The organism is Corynebacterium sp. Marseille-P4611 (genome assembly GCF_916618765.1).
GTDB classification, from domain to species: domain Bacteria; phylum Actinomycetota; class Actinomycetes; order Mycobacteriales; family Mycobacteriaceae; genus Corynebacterium; species Corynebacterium marquesiae.
Genome location: NZ_CAKAKD010000001.1, coordinates 96,695 through 119,957 on the forward strand (window position 1 = coordinate 96,695; position 23,263 = coordinate 119,957).

Sequence of the window (23,263 nt, forward strand, 5' to 3'; positions counted from 1 at the left end):
GCGGACAGTTTTATTCTGTGATTTTCTGAGGGCCAGTGTAGAGCGTATGGCGCGCAATCCAGGTCAACGGCACGCGCACTGGACCTTAAGAACGTGCCGAGGCCGAGGCAATAAGCCCGCGGACTCGCAGCCCCAGCCACAACGCGCCGCGCAGTGGGGCCTGCCACCATGCGGGGTGGCGGTCGGCCTGAAAGCGATAGGCGGAGTTGTGGTGGGCGCGCAGCATCGCGCCGGCATGCGCTTGGGTGGAATGCCCCTTAGCGTGGCTGATGACGGCCTCCGGGCAGAAGATGTTCTGGTAGCCGGCGCGCGTGAAGCGATCTCCTAGATCCACGTCTTCGAGGTACATGAAGTAACGCTCATCAAACCCGCCGATGGTTTCGAAGGCCTCCCAGCGCACAAGAAGGCAGGAACCGGATAACCATCCGGCCGGGCGCTGGGCAGTCATATCGGCTTCATCGCGGTAGGCGCGCGACCATGGATTGGAGGGCCAGATCGAAGAAAAGAGTGCGTGCCCAATGCCGGTAGCCACGGTGGGCACGGCGCGGGCCGAGGGATAATTGCTGCCATCCGGTTCCACGATGCGCGGGCCCACGGCCGCAGCATCCGGCCACTGGCGAGCGCACTCGATGAGCTGGTCAATAGATCCCGGGGTAAAGGTGACATCGGGATTAGAGATAAGGAAAAATTCCTCATCCACGCCACCGCGCTCGCGGGCGAAGCGGGCACCCGCATTCATGCCAGCGCCGTAGCCGATATTTCCGCCGGTATCGAGAAAGTCCACCCCGGCACGCTCGCGGGCAGCGGCCTCTGGCACGCCGTCGGTGGAGCCATTATCCGCAAGCACGACCTTGGTGCCGCGAGCGCAGGCGCCCGGCAGGGAGTCCAAAAAACTACCGAGGTATTCACCGGGACTATAGGTCACAGTGATCACGGCCAGCGGGGATTGATTTGGTGTAGTCACAATGGCCCCGAGCTTAGTCACTGGCGCTCCTCGCACGGGGCAGGGACACTACCCGAACACGCGAAATCGGACACGGATCACTAATTTTTGCCCGTTCTGCCCTAAACTGTCTCCAGATCCCCACCAATCTAGAAAGCCTCCACTTGTGACTTCTGAGAACACTCGCCGGGCGCGCACCATCCAGCCGGCGCCCTCTGCCGCTAGTGCGGTAAAGCAAAAAGGTTCCACGGCCATCAAGGCGATCGTGGCACTCCTGTCTGCCTTGATCCTGGTGGTATCTGGCGTGGGTTATGCCACCGTGGGCCGGCTGGATAATGGCATGTCTTCGGCCACGGACTTGTCCCTGGACGGCCAGGGCTTGTCGGGTAACTCGCTCGATGGCGCAGTGGATATCTTGCTGGTGGGCAAGGATTCGCGTACCGACGCCAAAGGCGATCCCCTCTCTGAGAAGGAATTGGCGGACCTGCACGCCGGCGTGGCCGATGGTGAGGAAAATACCGACACCATGATGCTCATCCGCGTTCCGGAGGACGGTTCCCGCGCTACCGCCGTATCCATTCCGCGCGATACCTATGTCAAGGATCCGGACTACGGCAATATGAAGATGAATGCTGTCTTCGCCTCCCATAAGAACGCCAAAGTGGAAGAGCTCGAGCAGGAAAATGCCGAGGCGGAGGCTAAGGGTAAAAAGAAGCCGCACTCGGATAAGGACATCGAAAAGCAGGGCGTCGAAGCCGGCCGCGAAGGATTGCTGGCCATGGTGCGCACCTTGACTGGTGTGTCCATCGATCATTACGCGGAGGTGGGTCTGTTGGGCTTTACCCTGCTTACCGACGCCGTCGATGGCGTAGATGTCTGCCTCAACGATGATGTTGATGATGACATGTCTGGCGCTAAATTCAGCAAGGGCAAGCAGACCCTCGACGGCGCCAAGGCCCTGGCTTTCGTGCGCCAGCGCTATAACCTCCCGCGCGGCGACCTCGACCGTATCGTGCGCCAGCAGGCCTTCATGGCTTCCCTAGTCAATAAGATCCTGGACAATGACACCCTGGCCAATCCTTCCAAGCTGTCCAAGATTGCCAAGGCGGTAGAGCGCTCCGTGGTCATTGATGCTGGCTGGGACATCATGGGCTTTGTCACCCAGCTGGCCGGCCTTGCCGGCGGCAATGTCACCTTCACCACTATCCCGGTAACCTCCATCGACGGCCAGGGCGATTATGGCGAATCCATCGTCACCATCGATGCCGCCGAGGTCCACCGCTTCATGGATGACCTGGCCAAGACACACGATGAAGCCACCGATGAGTCCAAGGCTGAAGATAAGGACAAGCAAGAAAAGGCGGAGAAGGATAAGGACGTCGATCCGAATATCAATATTCACGTCCTCAACGCCGGCAATATTGATGGCTTGGCATCAGGCATCGGCTCTTGGCTGGAAGGCAAGGGCTACACGGTGGAGCGCTCCGCGAATGCGCAGCCGGGCATCTACAGCGAGTCACAGGTCGTCGCCGCCGATCCGACAAGCGAGGATGCTAAGGCCTTGGCCAAGAAGCTGGGTGGGTTGCCGGTGGCAGAGAATCCGCAACTCGACGATGACACCCTCATCGTGGTTGCTACCGATGATTACCAGGGACCTTCCGATAAGGAAGCTAGCGACCAGGAGCCGGAGGCGGATAAGTCCAGCCAGCCGGTAGGCACCCCGGGCGATGACTTCGGTACCGCTAAGGTCTCCCCGGAGATTGACGCTGGTGGCGACGGCCCGCGCTGCGTGAACTAGCACTTCTCCCCTACGATGGGCGGGTATGGAACTACTCGCCCATCTTTTGCGTGCCGACGCTGCCTCCCCGCGGCTTACCGTATACAACGAGGCGACCGGCGCGCGCATGGATTTTTCCGCGCAAACGCTCGACAATTGGGTGGCCAAGATTGCCAATATGTTGGAAGAAGAGCTCGACCTAGAGGCGGATTCCACCATCGCTATCGATCTTCCTTCCTCGTGGCAGGCGGCCGTTCTAGCCTTGGGTGCCCTTGCGTCTGGCCCTTCCTATACCTTTGGCGAATCTGCCCCGCTTGCCGACGTCGTCTTTACCTCCCCCTCCCGCTACGCGGCCGCCCACGAGCGCCAGCCCCAGGCCGACATCGTGCTCATTAGCGAGGACCCCTTTGGCCGCGGCGTCGTCGAGTCCGGCGGGGAGCTGCCCACCGGCGCCATCGATTTTGGACCCACCGTGCGCTTCTACGGCGATCAGTACTTCGGCGAAACCCAACCACTGCCCCAGCTTGTCGATGCCCCCGCTACCGCCGAGCGCCTGCTTTCTACCGGCTGGTCCGATAATGAGTCTTTCTCCCGTGCCGTGCTCGAGCCCCTAGCCGCTGGCGGTTCCGCGGTCATCGTTGCCGGCATGTGCCCGGCCGAACGCTTGGAGGAAATCGCCGCCAATGAAAAGGCCACCGCCCGCCTCTAATAGTTTCAGAATGCAGACTGGGCCCAGATACACTTAGCCCTCGTTATGTTTCTGGGAATCTCTGTAGACGCATGGTCCTCTATCTTCATCGGCGTCCTCATCCTCGCTGGCACCATTACTCAAGGCACCATCGGTTTTGGCTTAGGCACCATTGCCACGCCCATAATCGCGCTCATTCGTCCTGAGCTCGTGCCCACGCTCATTCTGCTGCTCGCGCTGTGCATTTCCAGTTATACGCTCGCGCGCACCTACCGCGAGACGTCCTGGCGCGTTGTGGGCATTTCCTCCCTCGCCCGCATTCCCGGTTCCCTAGTGGGCGCTTGGGCAATTGCCAGCCTCTCTCCTGATGGGCTGTCCATCTTTATCGGTTGTGCCGTACTCCTTGCTATGACGCTATCCAGCTTGGGATGGAGCCCTCGCCCCACCACCGCCAATACGCTCATCGCTGGCGTAGCCTCCGGCATCCTGGGCACCTCGACCTCGATCGGCGGCCCGCCCATGGCGCTGATCATGAAGCGCTTTGACCCCAACCGCACACGCGGCACCTTAGCGGGCACCTTTGTCCTCGGAACCTTAATTTCTCTTATAATTCTGACGTTTAATGGGCAGATCAGCGGCACCCAGGTCACCACCGCGGCGGCCTATTTCCCATTAGTCGTCATTGGGCTCATTGCTGCCAACTACCTCAACCGATTTATAGATAGGCACCTTCTCAACCGTATCGTCATCACCGTGGCCATCGCTGCGGCCCTCATGCTGATTGTCGAATCGGCCCTATTCTAACCCCGGGCCCTACCCCTCAGCGGAAGACCCCGGCAGGTTCCTGTTGCGAAACGCGCCAACCTCTGCCATGTAAACACCTATAACTTATGTCATGTAACATTCATGACAAAGCATTTTATAACCCTTCCCTACCCGCTTAAATGCAGCGTACGACGCATATTGTGACGTGTCCACAACTTTTCGACAAGACCCTAAACCCCTCCCAGAGGCCACCCAAACACCCCCAGATAGGGGCCGAACCCCTCCGTGTCGATTCTCTATTGTATAGACAATCATTCATCAATATTTTTTCACGCACTATCAGCCGCTTAGCGGGAGCAAACACCAATAAACAGCTTGGCCTATATAAAAATACCCACCCACCGGCGTGGCAAATATATAGACATCTAAGAGATGAATTAATTCTGAGCCTGTTTTAGCGTTTTCTTAGCGCAACATCGAGAGTTGCTGGATTTCATTCATAAGTTCATTCATTTTCTACCTGCCTAGGAGAAGTTCTATATGTCGATTCGTCGTCGCATGACCGGCCTGACCGCCGGCCTCATCGTCGCCGGCACCGCATTCGCGGCACCGCTGGCTGGCGCAGCTACCCAGACCGAGTCCTACCCGGAGACCCCGGCCCTGAACCCGGACCTGCCAATCATCCACACCACCCACGGTTCCGACCACATGAAGGCGAATATCCTGAACCCTCGCCCGGTATGTAACCCGTGGGAGGACCACCGCACCGTGGTCTACAAGGTCTCCGACCGCTTCCTGCCGGCCGGCACCATCTCCACCACCAACCAGACCAAGAAGGACATCCCGCTGCAGCAGGATCTGTCCAAGTCTCAGTCCATCTCCCTTTCTGTCAACGGTGACCGCACCGAGACCACGTCCATGAACCTGGGCGGCAAGGGCTCCAAGAAGGGCGCTGAAGGCTCCTTCGGCATCTCTCACGAGATCGCTACCAAGATTGGTGCTAGCGCTTCCTACTCCCTGTCTTGGGATGCTGGCCAGTCCATCGGACCTTACGACGTTCCGCCAAACCACACCGGTGAAGCCACCTACGGCTTCCGCGTGCTGAACATGACTGGTACCCAGCAGTACTGCAAGCCAAACGGCACCTGGTCCACCCCGACTGCCTGGAACGCAATGCAGCCGGTAAAGAACGAGGTTCGCGTCAAGCTGTACGACAAGCTGTCTGACTCCTACGCTCCCAACAAGGACGCTCAGAACACCACCGACGTCAATGACCCGAAGGTCGTTGAAGAGGACAAGAACCTCGAGGCTGACGCAGAGGTAGTCAAGGAGTCCGAGGGCAACGCCAAGGAAGCAACCGAGAAGGTCTCTGAAGCAGAGGGCAAGAACGAAGAGGCTGCTGACAAGAAGAAGCAGGAAGAGGTTGACGCCAAGGAGGACAAGAAGGACTCCAAGCACAAGCTCGACCTCGAGCCTTACCTGACCGTTTCCGGCGCTAAGCACGCTGGCTTCGCAGGCACCGTTGCCCTGCGCGCTAAGAACGTTGGCTCCGAGCGTTACTACGGCGAGTTCCCAGCTACCCAGTTCCGCGTGGACGTGAAGACCGCTAAGGGACCGAAGGGCGTTGACCGCCTCATCACCCCGCGTTCCTCCAACGGCGCTCACATCCGTGACCTGGGCTTCAACGAGAAGACCTCCACCCGCTCCTTCGAGGTAACCCTGGCTAACCCGATTAACGCTGGCGAAGAGGCCCGCATCGCCAACCTGGACTTCGGAGATGGCAAGACCAAGGAAGGCCGCCTCATCAACAACATCGAGGTAACCCAGACTTCCCGCATCAAGGGTGATGACTCCAAGCACAACGACCAGAACGTTGACTCCCGCGAACACACCCTGAAGGACACCGGCAAGAAGGCTGAGGGTCTGTTCTAAGAACACCCCACGTCTGCCCTAGGAACATAGTTTCCTAGCCAGTCACTCCCAGAAGGCCGCTGCACCACTGATGGTGTGGCGGCCTTCTTCTTGTTCATTTCCTTTTACATGGCAACACATATTGTCTGCGGCGCTATCTGGCTCAGTTTTCGCCCTCTACGGTCGCGTCTAGGCTCTGCAGCTGTAGGTTATGGGCAGACCCTGATCCGTTCTTTCCTAAGCACAACCTTGCCACGGTTATTCGGACCGAGGTTTTAGATGAACACCCAGAGATTGAAGAGTTCTTCGCTCTCCTGTCACAGCTGCTTACCGACGAAAAGATGCAGGAACTCCACGCCCGCGTCGACGTCGATGGCGAGGACTACACCACCGTGGCGCTGGATTTCTTGAAGGAAGAAAACCTGATCGCGGGCTAGCTGCGGCACCTTAACAAGATTCTTAAAGACCGCTGCACCACCCTCGGTGCGGCTGTCTTTAACATTTATTTAACGTAGATCACAAATTTGCTTTCGTTCGCTAACACCTTCAGATAGATTGTTTATGTTAGCTCATTCACAAAACCTGAAGGATGAATTCTATGCCTCACACGACTGCGAATGCGCCTGCTTCACCGGCCAGTTCACCCACTACCGGCGGCACAGACACCCCCAACAGCAGCCAGGTGACCACCAATAAGGCCGTCAATAGCCAGTGGACAATCACGCTCTTCGGCACTGCCGTGGGCGCAGGTATCCTCTTCTTGCCGATTTCTGCCGGCAGCTTCGGCTTCATCCCGCTAGTGGTAGCCACTCTGCTCATCTTCCCGATGACCTACCTGGCCCACCGCGCGTTTTCCTGGATCATTAGCTACTCGCCGCTGCATGGCGAGGACGTCCTCGCGGTACTTACCCACTTCTTTGGCCGCGGCAACGGCATCGTGCTGGCCATCATCTATTGGTTTACTATCTTCCCAGTGGTGCTAATCTACGGCGTATCGATTACGAATACGGTCGATAGCTTCATCGTCAACCAGCTGGGTGGCCCGGAAATCTCCCGCTACATCCTGGCGCCGCTGTGCGTGGGCCTCATGACACTCGCGCTGGCCTTTGGCAACGCCATCATGCTGAAGATTGCCCAGTTCGTGGTCTACCCGCTCATCGTGGCGCTCGCAGTGGTATCGCTCTACCTCATTCCGCAATGGGACCCCGGTTCCTTCATGGAGGCCGGCGATCACACTGCTGGCGGCGTTATCAAGGCCATCATCCTTATCCTTCCCGTATTGGTTTTCTCCTTCTCCTTCGTTGCTGCGATCTCCCAGTTCTCGCTGGGCATGGAAAAGGAATACGGCGCGGACCACCACTCACAGTCCGATAAGGTTATCCGCAACTCCGCCATCCTGCTGACCATCTTCACCATGTTCTTTGTCTGGTCCTGCGCCCTGGCCATGGGTGCAGACGGCATGCAAGAGGCAAATGACAAGAACCTGCCGGTACTTTCCTACTTCGCCAACGAAACCGGCACCCCATTTATGGCCTACATGGCGCCCATCGTGGTTATTTGCGCAGTGGCTTCGTCCTATTTCGGCCACGCCCTTGGCACCATCGAGGGTACCCAGTACCTCTTCAACCTGGCCGCCCCGAAAGCCACAAAGGAGATGTCTGCGCGCACGCTTGACCTGTGGACCTACCTCTTCATCTTCATCACCACGTCTCTAGTAGGAATTTTCAACCCCTCGATCCTGGACATGATTTCTGTCGTAGGCGGCGTCTTCTTCGCCTTCATGACCTACCTGCTGCCTATTTGGGTCATCTACCGTGTGGAGGCACTAGCCCGCTTCCGCGGTAAAAAGACCAACTTCTTCGTGGCGATCATGGGTCTCATTGTGCTCTTCGCCACCATCTGGGGAATGTTCCAATAATCCCACAAAAACATGGTTCGACAAGGCCTTTTCCTCTCTGGCAGGGTGGGAGACATCATGTCAGAACAGGAAAAGGATCCCGACCTGAAAATCAAGCTCGGGCAGAATAACGAAATCAAACTTAAAAACAAATACGAGACGTTTTCCATCGCCAATGACATCGCTATCTCCGTAGTTTTTATCCTCGGCTCGGTGCTAACACTTGCCGGCTTGTCGATGGTCGCTACCGTCTTCTACCTTCTGGGCAGCCTCGGCATGGCAGCCCGCCCGGCTATCCGCTTAAAGCGCCGCACACACCTGCAACGCATTGGCGCAGATGCAAACACTGCCGAAAGTTATGACTATTAAGCCGCAGATGGGCTAGCAGTAAACTTTCAGCAACTAGCAGGGACTTATCAGGCACAATCCATTGTGGCAGCAGCCCCATGCCCCATACTTAAATCATGCGTTTGAGAGAGCGCATACGAGAGAGATAGAGAGAACCCCTCAGTTTCCAGAGGGCGGCTTAAGCCGATACATGGAAACACCTTGTAGAGAGAGACGCCTGCGGCCCTCGGTTCCTTTTGGTTCCGAGGGCCGCAGGCGTTTTACCTTGTGCCGAAGCGCTACTGGTGCAGCTTATTGTGTTTCGAAGCGAATAGCACCGCAGTTCCGGTCACCAGCGCCGCAGCCACCAAATAGAAGGCAGGAGCAAGCTGCAGGCCTGTGACATCAATAAGCCAGGTGGCAATCATGGGAGCGGTACCGCCAAAGACAGCATTGGCCGTATTAAACGTCAGTGCGAAGCCGGACAGGCGCACGTGCGTGGGGAATTGTTCGGAAAGGAAGGAGGGCAGGACGCCGTCGTTAAGCGCCAGCACGCCGCCCAAGCACACCTGGATGATAATGACAAGCAGGAGCCCGGCGCCATCGAGAAGCATAAAGGCCGGAATGATGGACACACCCATGAACGCAGCCGCGCACAGCATCGTCGTGCGGCGGCCCAAGCGGTCCGAAAGCATGCCAGTCAGCAGGGCAAAGCCGACATAGAATGCGGACGCCACCGAGGACGCGATAAACGCCGGCGTCGCGGCCATGCCCAACTCCTCCGACAGGTAAGTGGGCAGGTAGGTCAAAATGACGTAGAAGCCAATGGCGTTGAGCACCGCGCCGGCAAACGCAATGGCCAGGGCCTTGGGATACTTGAGGACCTCACGCAACGGGGACTCCTCTGGCTCATCTTGGTCCTCAAAGTGGGAGGACTCTTCCGTGTTGCGGCGAATCCACAGGCCATACAGCCCCAAAGGCAGCGCAATGAGGAATGGTACGCGCCAACCCCAGGAATCCAGGGCGGCATCATCGAGGACTCCAGTCAACAGTGCCGCAATGAGCGAGCCTAAGAGCAAGCCCGAGGCCGTCGCAGACGGCACCACCGCCGAATAGATGCCACGCTTACCGGCCGGGGCAATCTCAGCCAGGTGCGTGGCGGCGCCCGCATACTCTCCGGCTGCGGAAAATCCCTGCACCATGCGGCACAGCAAAAGCAAGATGGAGGCGGCAAAGCCAATGGTGCCATACCCCGGCAGGAAACCGATGCACGCGGTAGCCACCGACATCATCACAATAGACACCGTCAGCGTGTGGATGCGCCCGTATTTATCACCGAAGTGACCCCATACAATGCCTCCCAACGGCCGCACCAGGAACGACAGCGCGAAGAGCGCAAACGTCATAATCAGCGCGCGGCGGCCTTCCATCTCCGGAAAGAACACGCGGGAGATAATCGCCGACATATAGATATAGGCCGCATAATCGAACCACTCAATAAACGTGCCGATAAACGCCGCCTTAATGGCCGAGCGATCTTGGCGTTTAGTTTCTTCTGTATCTTCCACCTGCGCCTGCTCGGCGTTCTTGGCTGGGGGTTGGGCTGTGAGAGGAGACATGCTCCTCACCTCGATTCTGTAGCTATACAAGCATGTGAAACGGCGCAGCCAGACTACGCGCATATCTTCCAGCCTACAGAAACGAACTATGTCCTACGTCACTTTCATTTGCCAATGTTGCACAGCTTCACCCCTGCCCCGCTTTCCGACGCCCTCCCCACCCCATTCCCAGCCACTAACAGCAACCCAACAGCTAGACCTCATGGGCGCTACGGCCCAGTGCCCCATACTGATTTCGCGCGTTTGAGAGAGCGCATATGAGAGACAGAGAGGACCCTTGGTAGTTTCCACAGGACAACAGGCCTCTCTAACAAGAATCTAAGCATCACGCGGAAGAAGGCCTTTGCGGAAGCTTTTTATCAAAATCAATGAGACGGCCCAGCGCCCAATCCTTATCAGTAAGCAGGCGAGAAAAGACCAAACCGGCACCAATAGATCCAACCACCATCATTCCAGTTGCTACACTGGCCAATGCTTGATCCATCTGACCATCGTTCAAATAAAACACTGCCCGGAACATCGTCACCCCTGGGATCATAATCACCGCGGCCGGAACGGTGGTTGTAATACGAGGAAGACGCGCCCTTTTAGAAGCTACTGCCCCCAGCAACCCGATAACCAATCCCCCCACAAAGGCTGCAAAGAAAATGGTTGTTCCCGCGTGAATTAGAATCAAACGAAGCTCATTTGCCACGGTTCCAACACACGCCGCTACTAAGACCATGCGGCGCGAAGAGTTAAAAAGAAAAGCAAACCCAGCAATGCCTAGAAAACTTGCCAACGGCGCCAACAGAAACCATTGCATATCCTGTGCAGGCGCAGGTGGGTCAGGGCTAAGTTTAGTCAGCCAGCTAACCATTGAGACCGTGAAGGCGGCCGTAAATATAACGGTAAACGCATACCCCAACCTGACAATACCCGCATCAAGATCAAAGCGGGCTATGTCGATCAAAGCAGAGAAAAGTGGAAACCCAGGAATCAAGAATAGAACAGCTGCTACAAAGCCCGAGGACAATTCACTGGGTTCCACCAAGCCTATGGCCCCGAAAAATTCCGTCAACAAAAAGAAAACAATGCTTGCCGTCGCTCCACCAGCAATCACTCCTCCAATTTGATGAACGTGGCGGTGGAGAACTGTATAACGAACAAACTGGCCTGCAAACGCCGCCAAAGCAACCAACCCCACCGCTTCCAGCGGGAAAAAATTAAGATACGCAAACGCCGCACATGCGATCGCGGCAGCGAAAGAAAGGATTAGACCGCCCCAGCGCTTTTTGACATTATGCTCAATAGTATCCAGCATCGCCGCTAACTCCTGAGCAGTGATCCCTGCGTAGAGGCGGTTGTGGGTTAAATCTTCCAAGGCTTCGATCCGAGAGGCATCAACTGCAGGCGAATGTTGCCGAGCAATGACCGTCCGGAAGTATTCGCCGCGGTGAAACGTACAGGTAATCTGCGTCAGACCCACTGTGGCATCTAGATGGTCAAAGCCCAAAGCTCGCGCACTCCGTTTCATCCCTCTAAGTACGCGATAACCAGAGGTGCCGGCACCCATTAGGAGCATTCCCACCCGCAATACAACGTCCGCCTCGACACCCATTTGCCGATGCATCTCTGGATCAAATTGTTGTGCCATATCTCCTCCTCTGACATTGCTCTCGGCGCACAATTAAAGACTTGCCCACCCCAACCCGATAGCGCGCTTGTAGCTTTCCTAAAATCTTACGCAAAAGAAGCCTCTTGTGAATCATGTTCAGCAATCCAAAGGCCTCCACCTTTTATACCCGTAACCTGGTTGAGCTATTTTTACCCTCCCCAAATGGTTGCCACTATATTCACAGACAAATTTCAGACCTATGGCAGCCTAGCGCGTTACCTTGAATTTACGTGTTCGAGAGAACGCAAGAGAGATAGAGAGAACCAGTTCCAGCGCCCTGTGGCCCCAAGCGAGGCTCGGGCGTTGGAGCTGTTTTAGGGGTCTGCAGGTTGGGGCGTGGAGGAAGGGGTTAAGGGTCAAAATGTGTGTCTGGCTCGGCGTGTCGCTTGGGCTAGATTTGGCCTTTTTGGATGCCGATTGAATGGGGTGTAGTTGGTGTCGATAGTGTTGTCGTAGAGGGCTGGTCGTCCTGTTTCGTGGTCGGCTTGGTTCTCGTTGTGGGTCAGGGGTTGTACTTTGGCGAGTTGGTCCTGGCCCCAGTTGGACTGTCTGGCGATTTCTACGGGATCGTCGGGCAGTTCTGTTTTTAGATACAGCCACCACTCCAGCATTCGCCGTTGGTGTTCTCCGCGTCGTCCGCGGTGAGTGCGAGCTAGTAGTTTCAGCTGGGAGTTGATTCCGCCTTCAAGGCTGTTGGTGGTGGCCTTGATCCGGTGCGTGTCAAGGACTCCATCGGGTGGGTTGAGGTAGACAAACAGCAGGTCATTGCGCCAGAGGTGGTTCAAACTGTTGTAGGCCTTGCGCACGCTGGCATGAGTCCAGGTGTGAGTCCAGCGACCGGTCTGAGGGTCTTTGACAAGAGTCTTTTCGTCCAACCAGGTGCGGTAGACCGAGGCGAATTCATGCAGTTGTGCACCCCATTGGCTGGCTTGGTCGATAGTGTTAATGCGTGTGAGTTTGAGTGCTAGCTGGTAGATGGTTCGCCCGGCATCAGTGCGTGGGCGTGAGGTGGTGTAGCGCCGTACCACGCGTTGAGCATGCACCAGGCAGCGTTGGACGAGCGTGGTCGGCCAACACTGTTTGATGGCACTGGCAGCTCCTTGGCCCCCGTCGATGACGGCGATTAAAGGTGCTGGGATGCGCTCTAGTAGCTGTTTATAAGCGCGGGTGGTTTCGCGTTTGCACCAGTGCCAGGCGATGACGTGGTCTAGGGTGGCGGCCACGATTAGACATCCACTGGCGGTGTAGGTGCCGTCGATGAAGACTTGGTCGTAGATTCGCCCGGTATGCCCGGTGGGATCAGGAACGTCAACCAGCCAGCACCAGCTAAACCGGCGTTTCATTGTGGAGGCGCTGACACCATTTCGGTCGGCCACTGCTTCCAGTGAGGTTGTGGTGGTGCAGTGTTCAATGAACTGGGTGAATGTGGCAGCTTTAGTGACATCTGGCCGACTTTTATGAGAGTGTCCGATTCTTTGTGTGCGGGGGCTTGGTTTACAAGTAGTCCGCGAATCGGTTGGGGTAAGCCACGGCTAGTTGGTTGATGGCTTGTTTCCACCCGGTGGCTTTCGCTCCTTCAATATAGCCGTTGCACTCAACGTCGCGCTTTGCTTTCTTCGCTCGCTGCGCAGCGCGCTTGTCTTCGATGTTGCAGATCATCAGCCAAAGCGTCTTCAGCGCTGCGGTATCGTTCGGGAACTGGCCCCTGTTACGGGTAGCTTTACGCAGTTCAGCATTCAGCGACTCGATCGAATTGGTGGTGTAGAGCACCCGGCGTGCCGCCGGCGGAAACTGTAGAAACGGCACGAACCGCTCCCAAGCGTCGCGCCAGACTTTGACCGACTGGGGGTATTTCCGGCCCAGTTCACTGGCTTCGAACGCATCCAAGGCGGCACGTGCGGTGTCCTCGTTTGCGGCCGTGTAGACCTCACGCAGCGCCCGGGAGACACCTTTGCGGTCCTGATACGACACCCACCTGTTGGCCGCCCGAATCAGGTGCACGATACAGGTTTGCACCATGGAATTCGGCCAGGTTGCCTCAACTGCTTCAGGCAGGCCTTTGAGCCCGTCGCAGCACACGATGAACACGTCTTGGACACCGCGGTTGGCTAGATCCGCACACACCGATGCCCAGAATGCGGCGCCTTCATTGTCGGCGATCCACAATCCCAGGATGTGCTTGATGCCGTCCATATCGACACCAACCGCCATGTAGCAAGCCTTGTTGACCACGCGGTGGCCGTCACGGATCTTGACGCGCAGCGCGTCGAGGAAGATCACCGGGTAAAACTCGTCGAGCTGGCGGTTTTGCCAGATCATGACCTCGTCCAAGACCGCATCGGTAATGGTGCTGATCGTATCCGGGCTCATATCCACCCCCAGGGTGGTTGCGAGATGGTGCTGAATATCGCGCACGGTCATCCCGCCGGCGTAGAGCGAGATAATCATGTCGTCGAGTTCTGTGAGCCGACGTGCACCCTTGGGCACCATGCGGGGAGTAAACGTGCCGGCACGATCCCTGGGCACGGTCACCTCAACTGCGCCGTAGCCAGAATTGACGGTCTTGGTGTACGACCCGTTACGGTGATTATTCTCCTGTGCGGTTTCGACCTGGGATTTCGCTTTGCGGTCGGAATGGCCGTAGCCCAAGTGCGCATCCATCTCCGCCTTAAGGCCAGCGTTGATCGATGCCTGTAGCAGGCCTTTGACCAGCTCGCTTGCATCATCAGCGGAGCTCGACAGCTCGCTAATCAAGCTGGCGATTTCAGAATTTTCCATCAGCTTCTCGCTGATCTCGTTGACCCTCGCCGGGTCATGGTTCTTCTTCGGTGACACCGTAGTCATTATCGGTGAAACTCCTTCTAGATCAGAGCCTCACACACAAACTTCCTGACGCTGATAATGGGAATACAGGATCGGAACCACGTGGAATGACCCACTTCTTGACTGGCCATGATCTCCTCATGTGCCTTCAGCGTGATCTGTCTTCCATGTTAGTTCCGACCCTGTACCGCAATCTGGTGAATCCGCCCATGACCTTATAGGAGCGTGACGTCTCCACCGTGACCACCCCGGCAGGTGTCTAGTGTAGTCGTCCCATCAGCGTCTTGTCTGCCCGGAAACCCCGGATCGCGGGTCACCCGCACGTTTGCTCACAGACAGGACCTGATCCCCAATGTCTACCACTTTCGACTGCCCCACCGGCCCCGTTGCCGGAATCGACACCCACACCGATACCCACACTGTTGCCGTTATTTCGGACACCGGCCGGCACATCGCCACCGACACCTTCCCCGCCACCAACCCTGGCTACGTGGCGATTTCAGAGTTCATGGCAACCTACGGTGTCACCACCGTCGGTGTGGAAGGAACCAGCTCCTATGGAGCAGGCCTGACACGCCACCTTCGCACCCAGAAATACTCAGTCGTAGAAGTCTTACGCCCTACCCGGGCCGTTCGACGCCGGGACGGCAAATCAGACCCCGTTGATGCTGTCGATGCCGCCCGCCAGGTGCTCACCGGTGAAGCCTTAAGCATCCCGAAAGACACTTCCGGGCCAGTGGAATCCCTCCGTGGGTTGCAGATCACCCGCCGTCAGCTCGTGATGACAGCAGCGAAACTGATGACAACGATCAAATCGTTGCTGGTCACAGCACCCGATGAGATTCGACGCCGCTATAGTGCGATGTCCACATTGGTCATGGTGGAGGCCTTGTCCCGGTGCCGACCATCAGCTGACCTGGCCGACCCCAGAAATGGGGTGCTCCTCGCGTTGAAGACATTAGCCACCACCTATCGTGATTTACAGAAACAGGGTACGCAGCTGGAAAAACACATCAGTATCCTGGTTGAGATGATCAATCCGCATGTGACCTCGATATTTGGGTGTGGTTCCGTGGTGGCTGCTGATCTGATTGTCAGTGTGGGGGATAATCCAGGCCGGATTCACTCCGAGGCAGCATTAGCTCATCTGTGCGGGGCCGCACCGATTCCGGCTAGTTCTGGACGGACTCATCGGCACCGTCTCAACCGGGGTGGTGATCGTCGGGCGAATTCTGCGTTGCATCGGATCGCGTTGGTGCGGATGCATCATGACCAACGCACCAGGGACTACGTAGCCAAACGCACCAAGGAAGGATTGTCGAAAAAGGAGATCTTACGGTGTCTGAAACGCGCCATTGTCAGGGAGGTCTACCGGGTGTTGTGCTTGGGTCAGGCCGTTCTTCCAACGGGCCAGGTAGAGGTTGATGAACTCAAAGCTCGACGGATCGAGAGGCAGTTATCGCAAGCCCAGGTTGCTGAAAAACTCGGGTGTGCCCCGGCGAGAATCAGTGATATCGAAACCGGCAAGCGCCCTTTGCCGGAGTTGAGGTTGGCTTATGAAGAACTTCTCAAATCAGCTTGACACAACATAGGAGCATCACCCTCACTTTTATTGACTGAGGCTCCGCAGGCCTTACATCGCCATCGGGTAGTGCCTTTGCTGGTTGTTCCGTTGCGTTTGGTATCACCGCCGCAGTAGCAGCGTGGTCGGTTCTTTGGCATTGAGCCACCACACCACCGCCTACTACCACAGACTGGCAGCCACACCGGGGATTTACCGTGTTGAGGCCAGATATATGCTCCCAAAGCATATATTTCACGCTAACCTACAGGTCAGAACCTAAAAATCCCCGATCCCAGACACACTTTCTGACCCTTAACCCGAAAGCGATGCATGGACCAGATTCGCGGTTATGGATCCTGCGGACTACTCCCCCACCCCGCCGCCTCATGCAGCGCGCATGCCAAAAGGAATGGCCGCACACTCCATTGGAGCTGTGCGGCCGAATGCTGCATGTCGGTTAGTTGTTTCCTAAGTAGCTCATCACTGCGGCGATAGGGGCTTCGGTGCCGGTGCGCAGAGCGGGCTGGAGCAGCGGGGCGAAGTGCGGGCTGTGGTTAGGGACATCCTTTTCTTCTTCTCGGCCTGAAAATACCCAGAAGCAGTAGGGAACGCCGAAGGCGCGGGCAATGGTGGAAAAATCCTCCGAGGCGGTGAAGGGCTCAGCGTCGAGAACACGGTCGGGGCCAAAGTAGGCAGTAAAGGCTTCCTGAAGGCGCTCCGTGGTGTCCTTATCGTTGCTGGTAAGCGGGTAGGAATCGTGGTAGCTGAACTCGGCGGGCTGCGGGCTGCCAGCGGCCTAGCACTCGGCAGTGACGATGCGCTCGATGGCGCCAGTGATTTTATCGCGCACCTGCTCGCTATAGGCGCGCACATTGATCTTCAGGTTGGCCTCGAAGGGGATGATATTTGCTTTCGAGCCAGCATTGATGGCACCCACGGTCAGCACGCCCAATGCGGAGGGGTTGAGTTCGCGGGAGATGACCGTCTGTAAACGCATGACAATGGAGCTGGCCAGTACAACGGGATCGACGCTGAGGTGCGGCATGGAGCCGTGCGAACCTTGACCATAAATCTTGACGTCCATGCTGACCGCGGTGGACATGAATGGGCCGGAGGCCAGCGCCACCGTACCGGCGGGAAAGTTGCTGGCAAAGACGTGTTGGCCAAGTACTACGTCCGGCGTGGCGACCTTGTCCACAAGTCCGTCATCCACCATGGACTGGGCACCGGCGGCGATCGCCTCGCCCGGTTGGAAAATTAGCTGTAGGGTGCCGGACCACTGGTCGGTGACCTGCGCCATGAGCGCGCCCATGCCCAGCAGGCTGGCCACGTGGGAGTCATGGCCGCAGGCGTGCATGACGGGGACCGCGTTTCCTTCCTGGTCAACGGCGGTATCGATGGAGGCGTAATCCAGGCCGGTGTCCTCCTTAACCGGCAGGCCATCGAAATCCGCGCGCAGCATGACGGTTGGCCCGGCACCGTTTTCTAAGACACCGACTACGCCGCCGCCTACTTCGATGTGGCGAAAGCCAAGCTCGGCAAGTTTGTCCTTGATAATGCCCAGCGTGCGCTCTTCCTGCATGGATAGCTCCGGGTGCTGGTGCAGATCCTTATAGAGCGGCTCCTGCCAGGCTTTGACGGAGTCATAGTTGCTGCAAACGGCACGGACAGACATTGCTTCCTCCTGGTGGGCACGTGGTGGATTGTGGGGGCCAGTGTAGTGGGGCGGGAGGAAGGTGGGCGTCGGCAAGCGGGGCATCTTTGTAACGGCAGACATAGTTGGGCAGCGGAGCGACCAGCGCCATAGGGGGTTGCGCTGCGACTTTATAGAATCTTTGATGACGTGTCCACCTTTAACTCATCGGCTTCTTATTATTCATCAGATGTTTGTTTTCTGTGTAGCTGGGTGTCACCTGCCCGCCCTAGATTGACCGAGTGACTTTTCAGGAAGACTCTCTCGGTGCCGGTGGCGCCGGCACTACAACCGCATCTCCCGCACGCGCGGAAAACTCCGGTGATTCCGCGGCGCTTGTCCGCAAAGCCAAGCGCAACCGCCACAAGGAATGGTTACTGGCCGCGGCGCTCTTAGCGCCGAACCTTATCTTGCTGGCCGTCTTTACCTACCGGCCGCTGCTGGACAATATCCGCCTCTCCTTTTTCAATTGGAATATCTCTAGCCCCACCTCCACCTTCGTGGGCTTGGATAACTATGTGGAGTGGTTTAGCCGCGATGACACGAAGACCATCGTGCTCAACACCCTGGTCTTTACCTTCTTCGCAGTGATTGGCTCCATGGTCATCGGCCTAGCGCTGGCCTTGCTGCTGAACCAAAACATTAAGGGCCGCAACTTTGCGCGCTCGGTGGTCTTTGCCCCCTATGCCATCTCCGGCGCGGCCATTGGCATTGCCTTCCAATTCGTCTTCGACCCCAACTTTGGCCTCATCCAGGAAATACTGGGCTGGTTCGGTGTGGACTCCCCCAACTTCTACGCAGTACCGGGCTGGGCCATGTTCATGGTGACCTTTACCTTTGTGTGGAAGAACCTGGGCTATACCTTTGTCATCTATTTGGCAGCACTACAGGGCTTGGATAAGGAATTAGATGAAGCTGCCGCTATCGACGGCACCGGACGCTGGCGCAAGTTCTGGCGCGTGACCATGCCGCAGCTGCGCAATACCACCTTCTTCCTATCCATTACGGTGCTGCTCAACTCCGTGCAGGTCTTCGACATCATCAACGTCATGACCCGTGGCGGCCCGCAGGGCAATGGCACGCAGACGCTGGTCTTCCAGATCTACAACGAGACCTTCGTCAACTTCCGCGCCGGCTACGGTGCGACTGCCGCCACGATCTTGTTCCTCATCCTGCTCATCATCACCCTGATCCAGGTCCGCATCATGGATAAGCGAGGTTAACCCAACATGGCTACTTCTACCCTTCACATGGTCACGGATGAATCCCCCACCGCCCGCCGCGCCAAACTCATCGGCGGCTACCTGGGCATCCTGGCGGTCTTGCTGCTCATTGGCCTGCCGCTGTTTTGGATCCTCATGACCTCGTTTAAGGCCAAGGGCGATATTTATACCAACCCGGTCAATTGGCTTCCGCCGGTATGGGAGACTGAGAATTACTCCGATGCCACCACCCGCGTGCCTTTCTGGACCTACCTGCGCAACTCGGTGCTTATTACCGCAGTGCTGTCCATCATCAAGATCGTGTTGGGAGTCATCTCCGCCTATGCGCTGGCCATTCTGCGCTTCCCGGGCCGCCACCTGGTATTCCTGCTGGTCATTTCCTCGCTCATGGTGCCCAGCGAAATCACCGTCATTTCCAACTACGCCCTGGTCAATTCCTTGGGCTGGCGCAATACCTTCGTGGGCATCATCGTGCCGCTGGCCGGCGTGGCCTTCGGTACCTTCTTGATGCGCAACCACTTTTTGTCCCTGCCCTATGAGCTGGTGGAAGCCGCCCGCATGGACGGCGCCGGCCCTATCCGCCTGCTCACCAAGGTGTTACTACCGGTCTCATGGCCCACGCTGACCGCATTTTCCGTCATCACCATGGTCAATGAATGGAATACCTACCTGTGGCCCTTCCTCATGGCGGATACGGAGGACGTTGCCCCGCTGCAGGTGGGTTTGACCATGCTGCAAAACAACGATGGCGTGACCAATTGGGGGCCGGTAATGGCCGCCACCATTCTCACCATCATTCCTATGGTCATCATCTTCCTAGCCTTGCAAAAGTACATGATTCAAGGCCTCACCACTGGCGCCGTGAAGGGTTAGAAGGCTTCTTCCCCACCCACGCTCGCCGTTTCCTCTTGCTTTACTTTCCACCCCTTAACCACCCTTTTAAGGAGAACTACATGCTACGCCGCAAATTCCTCGCCCTAGCTTCCACAGCCGCTTCTGCCACCGCACTCGCAGCTTGTGCCGGCACCTCGTCCACCAATCCACAAGGCGGCAACGACAAGGGCGGCGACGGTGAAGTCACCGAGCTGACCTGGTGGTCCAACCACCCGGGCACGTCCAAGGACATTGAGAAGGAGATCATCTCCCGCTTTGAAAAGGAGAACCCGGACATCAAGGTCAACCTCGTTGATGCCGGCAAGAACTACGAAGAAGCAGCACAGAAGTTCAACGCCGCGCTCACCGGCCAGGACCTGCCGGACATCGTGGTGCTGTCTGACGTCTGGTGGTACAACTTTGCCATCAATGGCCAGATCGCCAACGTGGATGACCTTGCTAAGGAAGCGGGCATCGACCTGTCTACCTACGTGCAGCCCCTTTATGAGGACTACAACTACGACGGCGGCCACTTTGCGCTTCCTTTCGCTCGTTCCACGCCGTTGTTCTACTACAACAAGGACGCGTGGAAGAAGGCCGGTCTGCCAGACCGCGGCCCCAAGTCCTGGGATGAGATGGATGAGTGGTCCAAGAAGCTGGCTGAGGCTGATTCCAAGATGAAGCCTTTTGGCTGGGGCGATGCCGTAGACTACCTGGGCTGGATCTTCCAGGGCCCGCTGTGGTCCAAGGGCGGCGCTTACTCCGATGAGTGGGATCTGAAGTTCACCGATGACAAGACCATCAAGGCCGTCGAATGGCTCAAGGACATCACCGATGAGAAAAACGGTTACTCCTACGTGGGCAATGACATGGCTATGGAGTTCGGCACCGGCCGCGCCGCCGCCACCGTCCTGTCCACCGGTGACCTGGCGGGTCTGACCGATACCGCCAAGTTCGAGCTCGGCACCGCCTTCTTGCCTAACCCGACTGGCGAAGGTGCCTGCCCCACCGGTGGTGCCGGCCTGGCTATCCCGGCTGGCATCAGCAAGAACCGCCAGCTGGCTGCTATCAAGCTCATTGACTTCATCACCAATGAGGAAAACACCTGCTACTGGTCCCAGAACGTGGGCTACATGCCGGTGCGCTCCACCGCGGTGGACAACGAGGACCAAAAGAAGTTCATGAAGGACAACCCGAACTTCGAAACCGCTATCAAACAGCTGCCAGAGACCCGACCGCAGGACAATGCCCGCGTCTTCCTGCCCGGCGCGGACCAGGAAATCGGCGGCGCCTTTGAAAAGATCGTCACCAACCGCGATGACGTCACCAAGGTGCTGACCGATCTACAAAAGACCCTGCAGTCTATCTATGACAACCAGGTCAAGACCGTCATCAATAAGTAGGCTCTCGCAGCCACCCCTTCCCCACTAGATTCTGAAAGGTAACCATGGCTACTGTCACCTTCGATGGCGCAAGCCGCATCTACTCTAAGGACGCGGAACGCCCCGCCGTTGACCGCCTCAACCTGGATATTGCCGATGGCGAATTCTTGGTCCTCGTTGGCCCATCCGGCTGCGGCAAGTCCACCAGCCTGCGCATGCTGGCAGGTCTCGAGCCCACCGACCGCGGCTCCATCCGCATCGGTGGTAAGGACGTCACCGGGGTCAGCCCATCGGACCGCGACGTGGCCATGGTCTTTCAGAACTATGCCCTCTACCCCAATATGTCCGTGGCGCAGAATATGTCCTTCGCGCTGGAAAACCGCAAGGTCCCGAAGAACGAGATTAAATCCCGCGTGCACGAGGCCGCGAAGATCCTGCAGATGGAAGACCTTCTTGACCGCAAGCCGGCTAACCTTTCCGGTGGCCAGCGCCAGCGCGTGGCCATGGGCCGCGCCATCGTCCGCGAACCGGCCGTATTCTGCATGGACGAGCCGCTGTCCAACCTGGATGCCAAGCTGCGCGTTTCCACCCGCGCGCAGATCTCCAACCTGCAGCGCCGCCTTGGTACCACCACCGTATATGTCACCCACGATCAAACTGAGGCAATGACCATGGGTGACCGCGTCGCCGTTCTCAACGCCGGCGTCCTACAGCAGGTGGATACCACCCGTACCATTTATGACCGCCCACAGAACGTTTTTGTCGCCGGATTCATTGGCTCCCCGGCGATGAATATCTACGACCTCACCCATAACTCCTCTGAGCTCACCATCGGCTCTACCCGCATCAATCTGGCCAACTACAACTTTGAGGGCGTGGAGACCGTCACGGTGGGCATCCGCCCGGAAGACTGGCAGCTAAGCGATACCGGCAATGGCGGGGCAAAGTTCACCGTCGCGCACGTCGAGGAGCTGGGCAACCAGACCTATGTCTATGGCGAGCTTGACGACGCCGCCGGCAACAGCTCCGCCGACGGCGTGCTCAAGTCCTCGACCCGGATGGGTGGCCAGACCGGCATTTTGGTCGATGCCCGCGGCCGCTATGCGGTGGGCGATACTTTCTACGTTTCCCCCGATCCGGACCGAGTGCATCTATTTAGCACCACTACTGGCGAACGCCTGAACTAGAAGCAGAAAATAGGCAGTTGACACCTTAGATTCTTATTTTTCCCTTTGCAGACAATAAGAAACTGATATATGCTCGCACGCATAAGAAACCCGCACAATGCCATTTACCACGGATATTGCTGGGAATATCGCACTCCGCGAACCTTAAAATCAACCGAAAGGTAACTCACTGCCTATGCCTTCTTTCAAGAAGCTTTCCGCCGCCACTCTGGCTGCAACCGCAATCCTTGGCACCGTCGCCGCACCGGCCGCAAGCGCCAAGAGCGACCCGGTTCGCTCCCTCATTGATCCAGGCACCTGCAAGACCATCACCAAGCTGGCCAACGATGGCAAGCCGGTTCCGGATCCTTCCATCCTCCACGATGAGGCCTCCGTAAAGCCGTACTTCAAAGATGGCGTTTTGGAGTACAAGGTGGTCGAAAACTTCCCGTACCGCAAGCAGCTGGATGCCGCGGTTGCCGAGTGGAACAAGGCCCTCAAGGGCAAGGCTTCCCTGAAGGAAGTCAAGCCTTCCGAGGCCGACGATGACACCATCGCCATCATCTTCAAGCCCGACCCAAATGGCTACGTCCAAGGCGCTGCCTACCCAGATCACAAGATGGTCTTCATCAAGATTCCTAATGCCCAGTACCCAGAGGCAGTCCAGGGCACCATCGCCCACGAGCTGGGCCACATGATGGGCGCGGGCCACTCCTGCGCCGGCGCGCTCATGGCCGGCGCCAATCAGAACCCCATCTCCTACCACGTGACCCCACTGGATGCGGCGGCTGTCATCCAAGGCCAGTTCGACTAAACTGCCTGCACCTCCCCTAGGTTCCTGCACCGGCGCCTAGGGGACTTTTATATGCCCAGCCCATCGGGGGTGTTGGCTGGGTCGCATTTGGAGGAAGGGGGCGTCGACAAGCGGGGCGGCTGCTAACGTTGCCGTTATTCA

17 protein-coding genes and 3 pseudogenes are annotated in these 23,263 nt (G+C 57.5%); 13 read left to right on the forward strand and 7 right to left on the reverse strand.

The genetic code is table 11. The features are described from left to right. Positions 1–85: 85 nt before the first annotated feature. On the reverse strand, positions 86–985 hold the full coding sequence (locus LG376_RS00455; RefSeq protein ID WP_225745830.1) for a glycosyltransferase family 2 protein: 900 nt from the start codon (positions 983–985) through the stop codon (positions 86–88). Between the two features lie 124 nt (positions 986–1,109). Here LG376_RS00455 and LG376_RS00460 point away from each other — a divergent pair, with 124 nt between their 5' ends. From LG376_RS00460 to LG376_RS00490, 7 genes are all read left to right on the forward strand, one after another. After that, positions 1,110–2,741 carry an LCP family protein gene (locus LG376_RS00460; protein ID WP_225745831.1) on the forward strand — a complete coding sequence of 544 codons (1,632 nt, stop codon included), beginning with the start codon at positions 1,110–1,112 and terminating at the stop codon, positions 2,739–2,741. A 25-nt stretch (positions 2,742–2,766) separates the two neighbouring features. Continuing rightward, entirely contained in the window at positions 2,767–3,429 is a 663-nt protein-coding gene (locus LG376_RS00465) for a TIGR03089 family protein (RefSeq protein WP_225745832.1), read from the forward strand. Positions 3,430–3,474: 45 nt separating this feature from the next. Then, positions 3,475–4,212, forward strand: coding sequence for a sulfite exporter TauE/SafE family protein (locus LG376_RS00470; RefSeq protein ID WP_225745833.1), 738 nt, complete (start codon positions 3,475–3,477; stop codon positions 4,210–4,212). A gap of 501 nt (positions 4,213–4,713) precedes the next feature. Beyond that, a complete protein-coding gene (locus LG376_RS00475; RefSeq protein WP_049378742.1) occupies positions 4,714–6,105 on the forward strand; it encodes a hypothetical protein in 1,392 nt (463 codons plus the stop codon). Between the two features lie 239 nt (positions 6,106–6,344). After that, complete coding sequence (locus LG376_RS12580) at positions 6,345–6,521, forward strand: glycine betaine ABC transporter substrate-binding protein (protein WP_255632163.1); 177 nt, start codon at positions 6,345–6,347, stop codon at positions 6,519–6,521. Positions 6,522–6,682: 161 nt separating this feature from the next. Further along, entirely contained in the window at positions 6,683–8,002 is a 1,320-nt protein-coding gene (locus LG376_RS00485) for an amino acid permease (RefSeq protein WP_225745834.1), read from the forward strand. A gap of 57 nt (positions 8,003–8,059) precedes the next feature. After that, positions 8,060–8,350, forward strand: a complete 291-nt coding sequence (locus LG376_RS00490; protein ID WP_225745835.1) for a YrhK family protein — start codon at positions 8,060–8,062, stop codon at positions 8,348–8,350. 257 nt (positions 8,351–8,607) lie between these two features. Here LG376_RS00490 and LG376_RS00495 read toward each other — a convergent pair whose 3' ends face one another. From LG376_RS00495 to LG376_RS00510, 4 genes and pseudogenes are all read right to left on the reverse strand, one after another. After that, positions 8,608–9,927: an MFS transporter gene (locus LG376_RS00495; protein WP_198492642.1), complete on the reverse strand. Its 1,320-nt coding sequence runs from the start codon at positions 9,925–9,927 to the stop codon at positions 8,608–8,610. A 325-nt stretch (positions 9,928–10,252) separates the two neighbouring features. After that, positions 10,253–11,563, reverse strand: a complete 1,311-nt coding sequence (locus LG376_RS00500; RefSeq protein ID WP_225745836.1) for a threonine/serine exporter ThrE family protein — start codon at positions 11,561–11,563, stop codon at positions 10,253–10,255. Positions 11,564–11,975: 412 nt separating this feature from the next. Further along, positions 11,976–13,041 (reverse strand): annotated as a pseudogene (locus tag LG376_RS00505) (IS1249 family transposase); the annotation flags it as partial. Positions 13,042–13,078: 37 nt separating this feature from the next. Further along, on the reverse strand, positions 13,079–14,428 hold the full coding sequence (locus LG376_RS00510) for an IS256 family transposase (RefSeq protein ID WP_225745837.1): 1,350 nt from the start codon (positions 14,426–14,428) through the stop codon (positions 13,079–13,081). Between the two features lie 331 nt (positions 14,429–14,759). Here LG376_RS00510 and LG376_RS00515 point away from each other — a divergent pair, with 331 nt between their 5' ends. Continuing rightward, the gene (locus LG376_RS00515) at positions 14,760–15,989 is read left to right on the forward strand and encodes an IS110 family transposase (RefSeq protein WP_225745838.1); all 1,230 of its coding nucleotides are present in this window, start codon (positions 14,760–14,762) and stop codon (positions 15,987–15,989) included. A 14-nt stretch (positions 15,990–16,003) separates the two neighbouring features. Here LG376_RS00515 and LG376_RS12620 read toward each other — a convergent pair. Together LG376_RS12620 and LG376_RS00520 are read right to left on the reverse strand one after the other, a co-directional pair. Beyond that, positions 16,004–16,129 (reverse strand): annotated as a pseudogene (locus LG376_RS12620) (IS256 family transposase); the annotation flags it as partial. A gap of 299 nt (positions 16,130–16,428) precedes the next feature. Then, a pseudogene (locus LG376_RS00520) lies at positions 16,429–17,646 on the reverse strand (amidohydrolase). Between the two features lie 260 nt (positions 17,647–17,906). Between LG376_RS00520 and LG376_RS00525 the strand changes: the two are divergent. The 5 genes from LG376_RS00525 (at position 17,907) to LG376_RS00545 (ending at position 23,122) form a co-directional block, all read left to right on the forward strand. After that, the gene (locus LG376_RS00525; protein ID WP_198492640.1) at positions 17,907–18,887 is read left to right on the forward strand and encodes a carbohydrate ABC transporter permease; all 981 of its coding nucleotides are present in this window, start codon (positions 17,907–17,909) and stop codon (positions 18,885–18,887) included. 27 nt (positions 18,888–18,914) lie between these two features. Next, on the forward strand, positions 18,915–19,760 hold the full coding sequence (locus tag LG376_RS00530; protein WP_198493231.1) for a carbohydrate ABC transporter permease: 846 nt from the start codon (positions 18,915–18,917) through the stop codon (positions 19,758–19,760). 80 nt (positions 19,761–19,840) lie between these two features. Continuing rightward, positions 19,841–21,163 (forward strand): ABC transporter substrate-binding protein, encoded by a 1,323-nt coding sequence (locus LG376_RS00535; RefSeq protein ID WP_049378733.1) that lies wholly within the window; start codon positions 19,841–19,843, stop codon positions 21,161–21,163. Positions 21,164–21,207: 44 nt separating this feature from the next. Further along, positions 21,208–22,329, forward strand: a complete 1,122-nt coding sequence (locus tag LG376_RS00540; protein WP_049378731.1) for an ABC transporter ATP-binding protein — start codon at positions 21,208–21,210, stop codon at positions 22,327–22,329. Between the two features lie 175 nt (positions 22,330–22,504). After that, positions 22,505–23,122 (forward strand): hypothetical protein, encoded by a 618-nt coding sequence (locus LG376_RS00545; protein ID WP_225745839.1) that lies wholly within the window; start codon positions 22,505–22,507, stop codon positions 23,120–23,122. Positions 23,123–23,263: the final 141 nt, after the last annotated feature.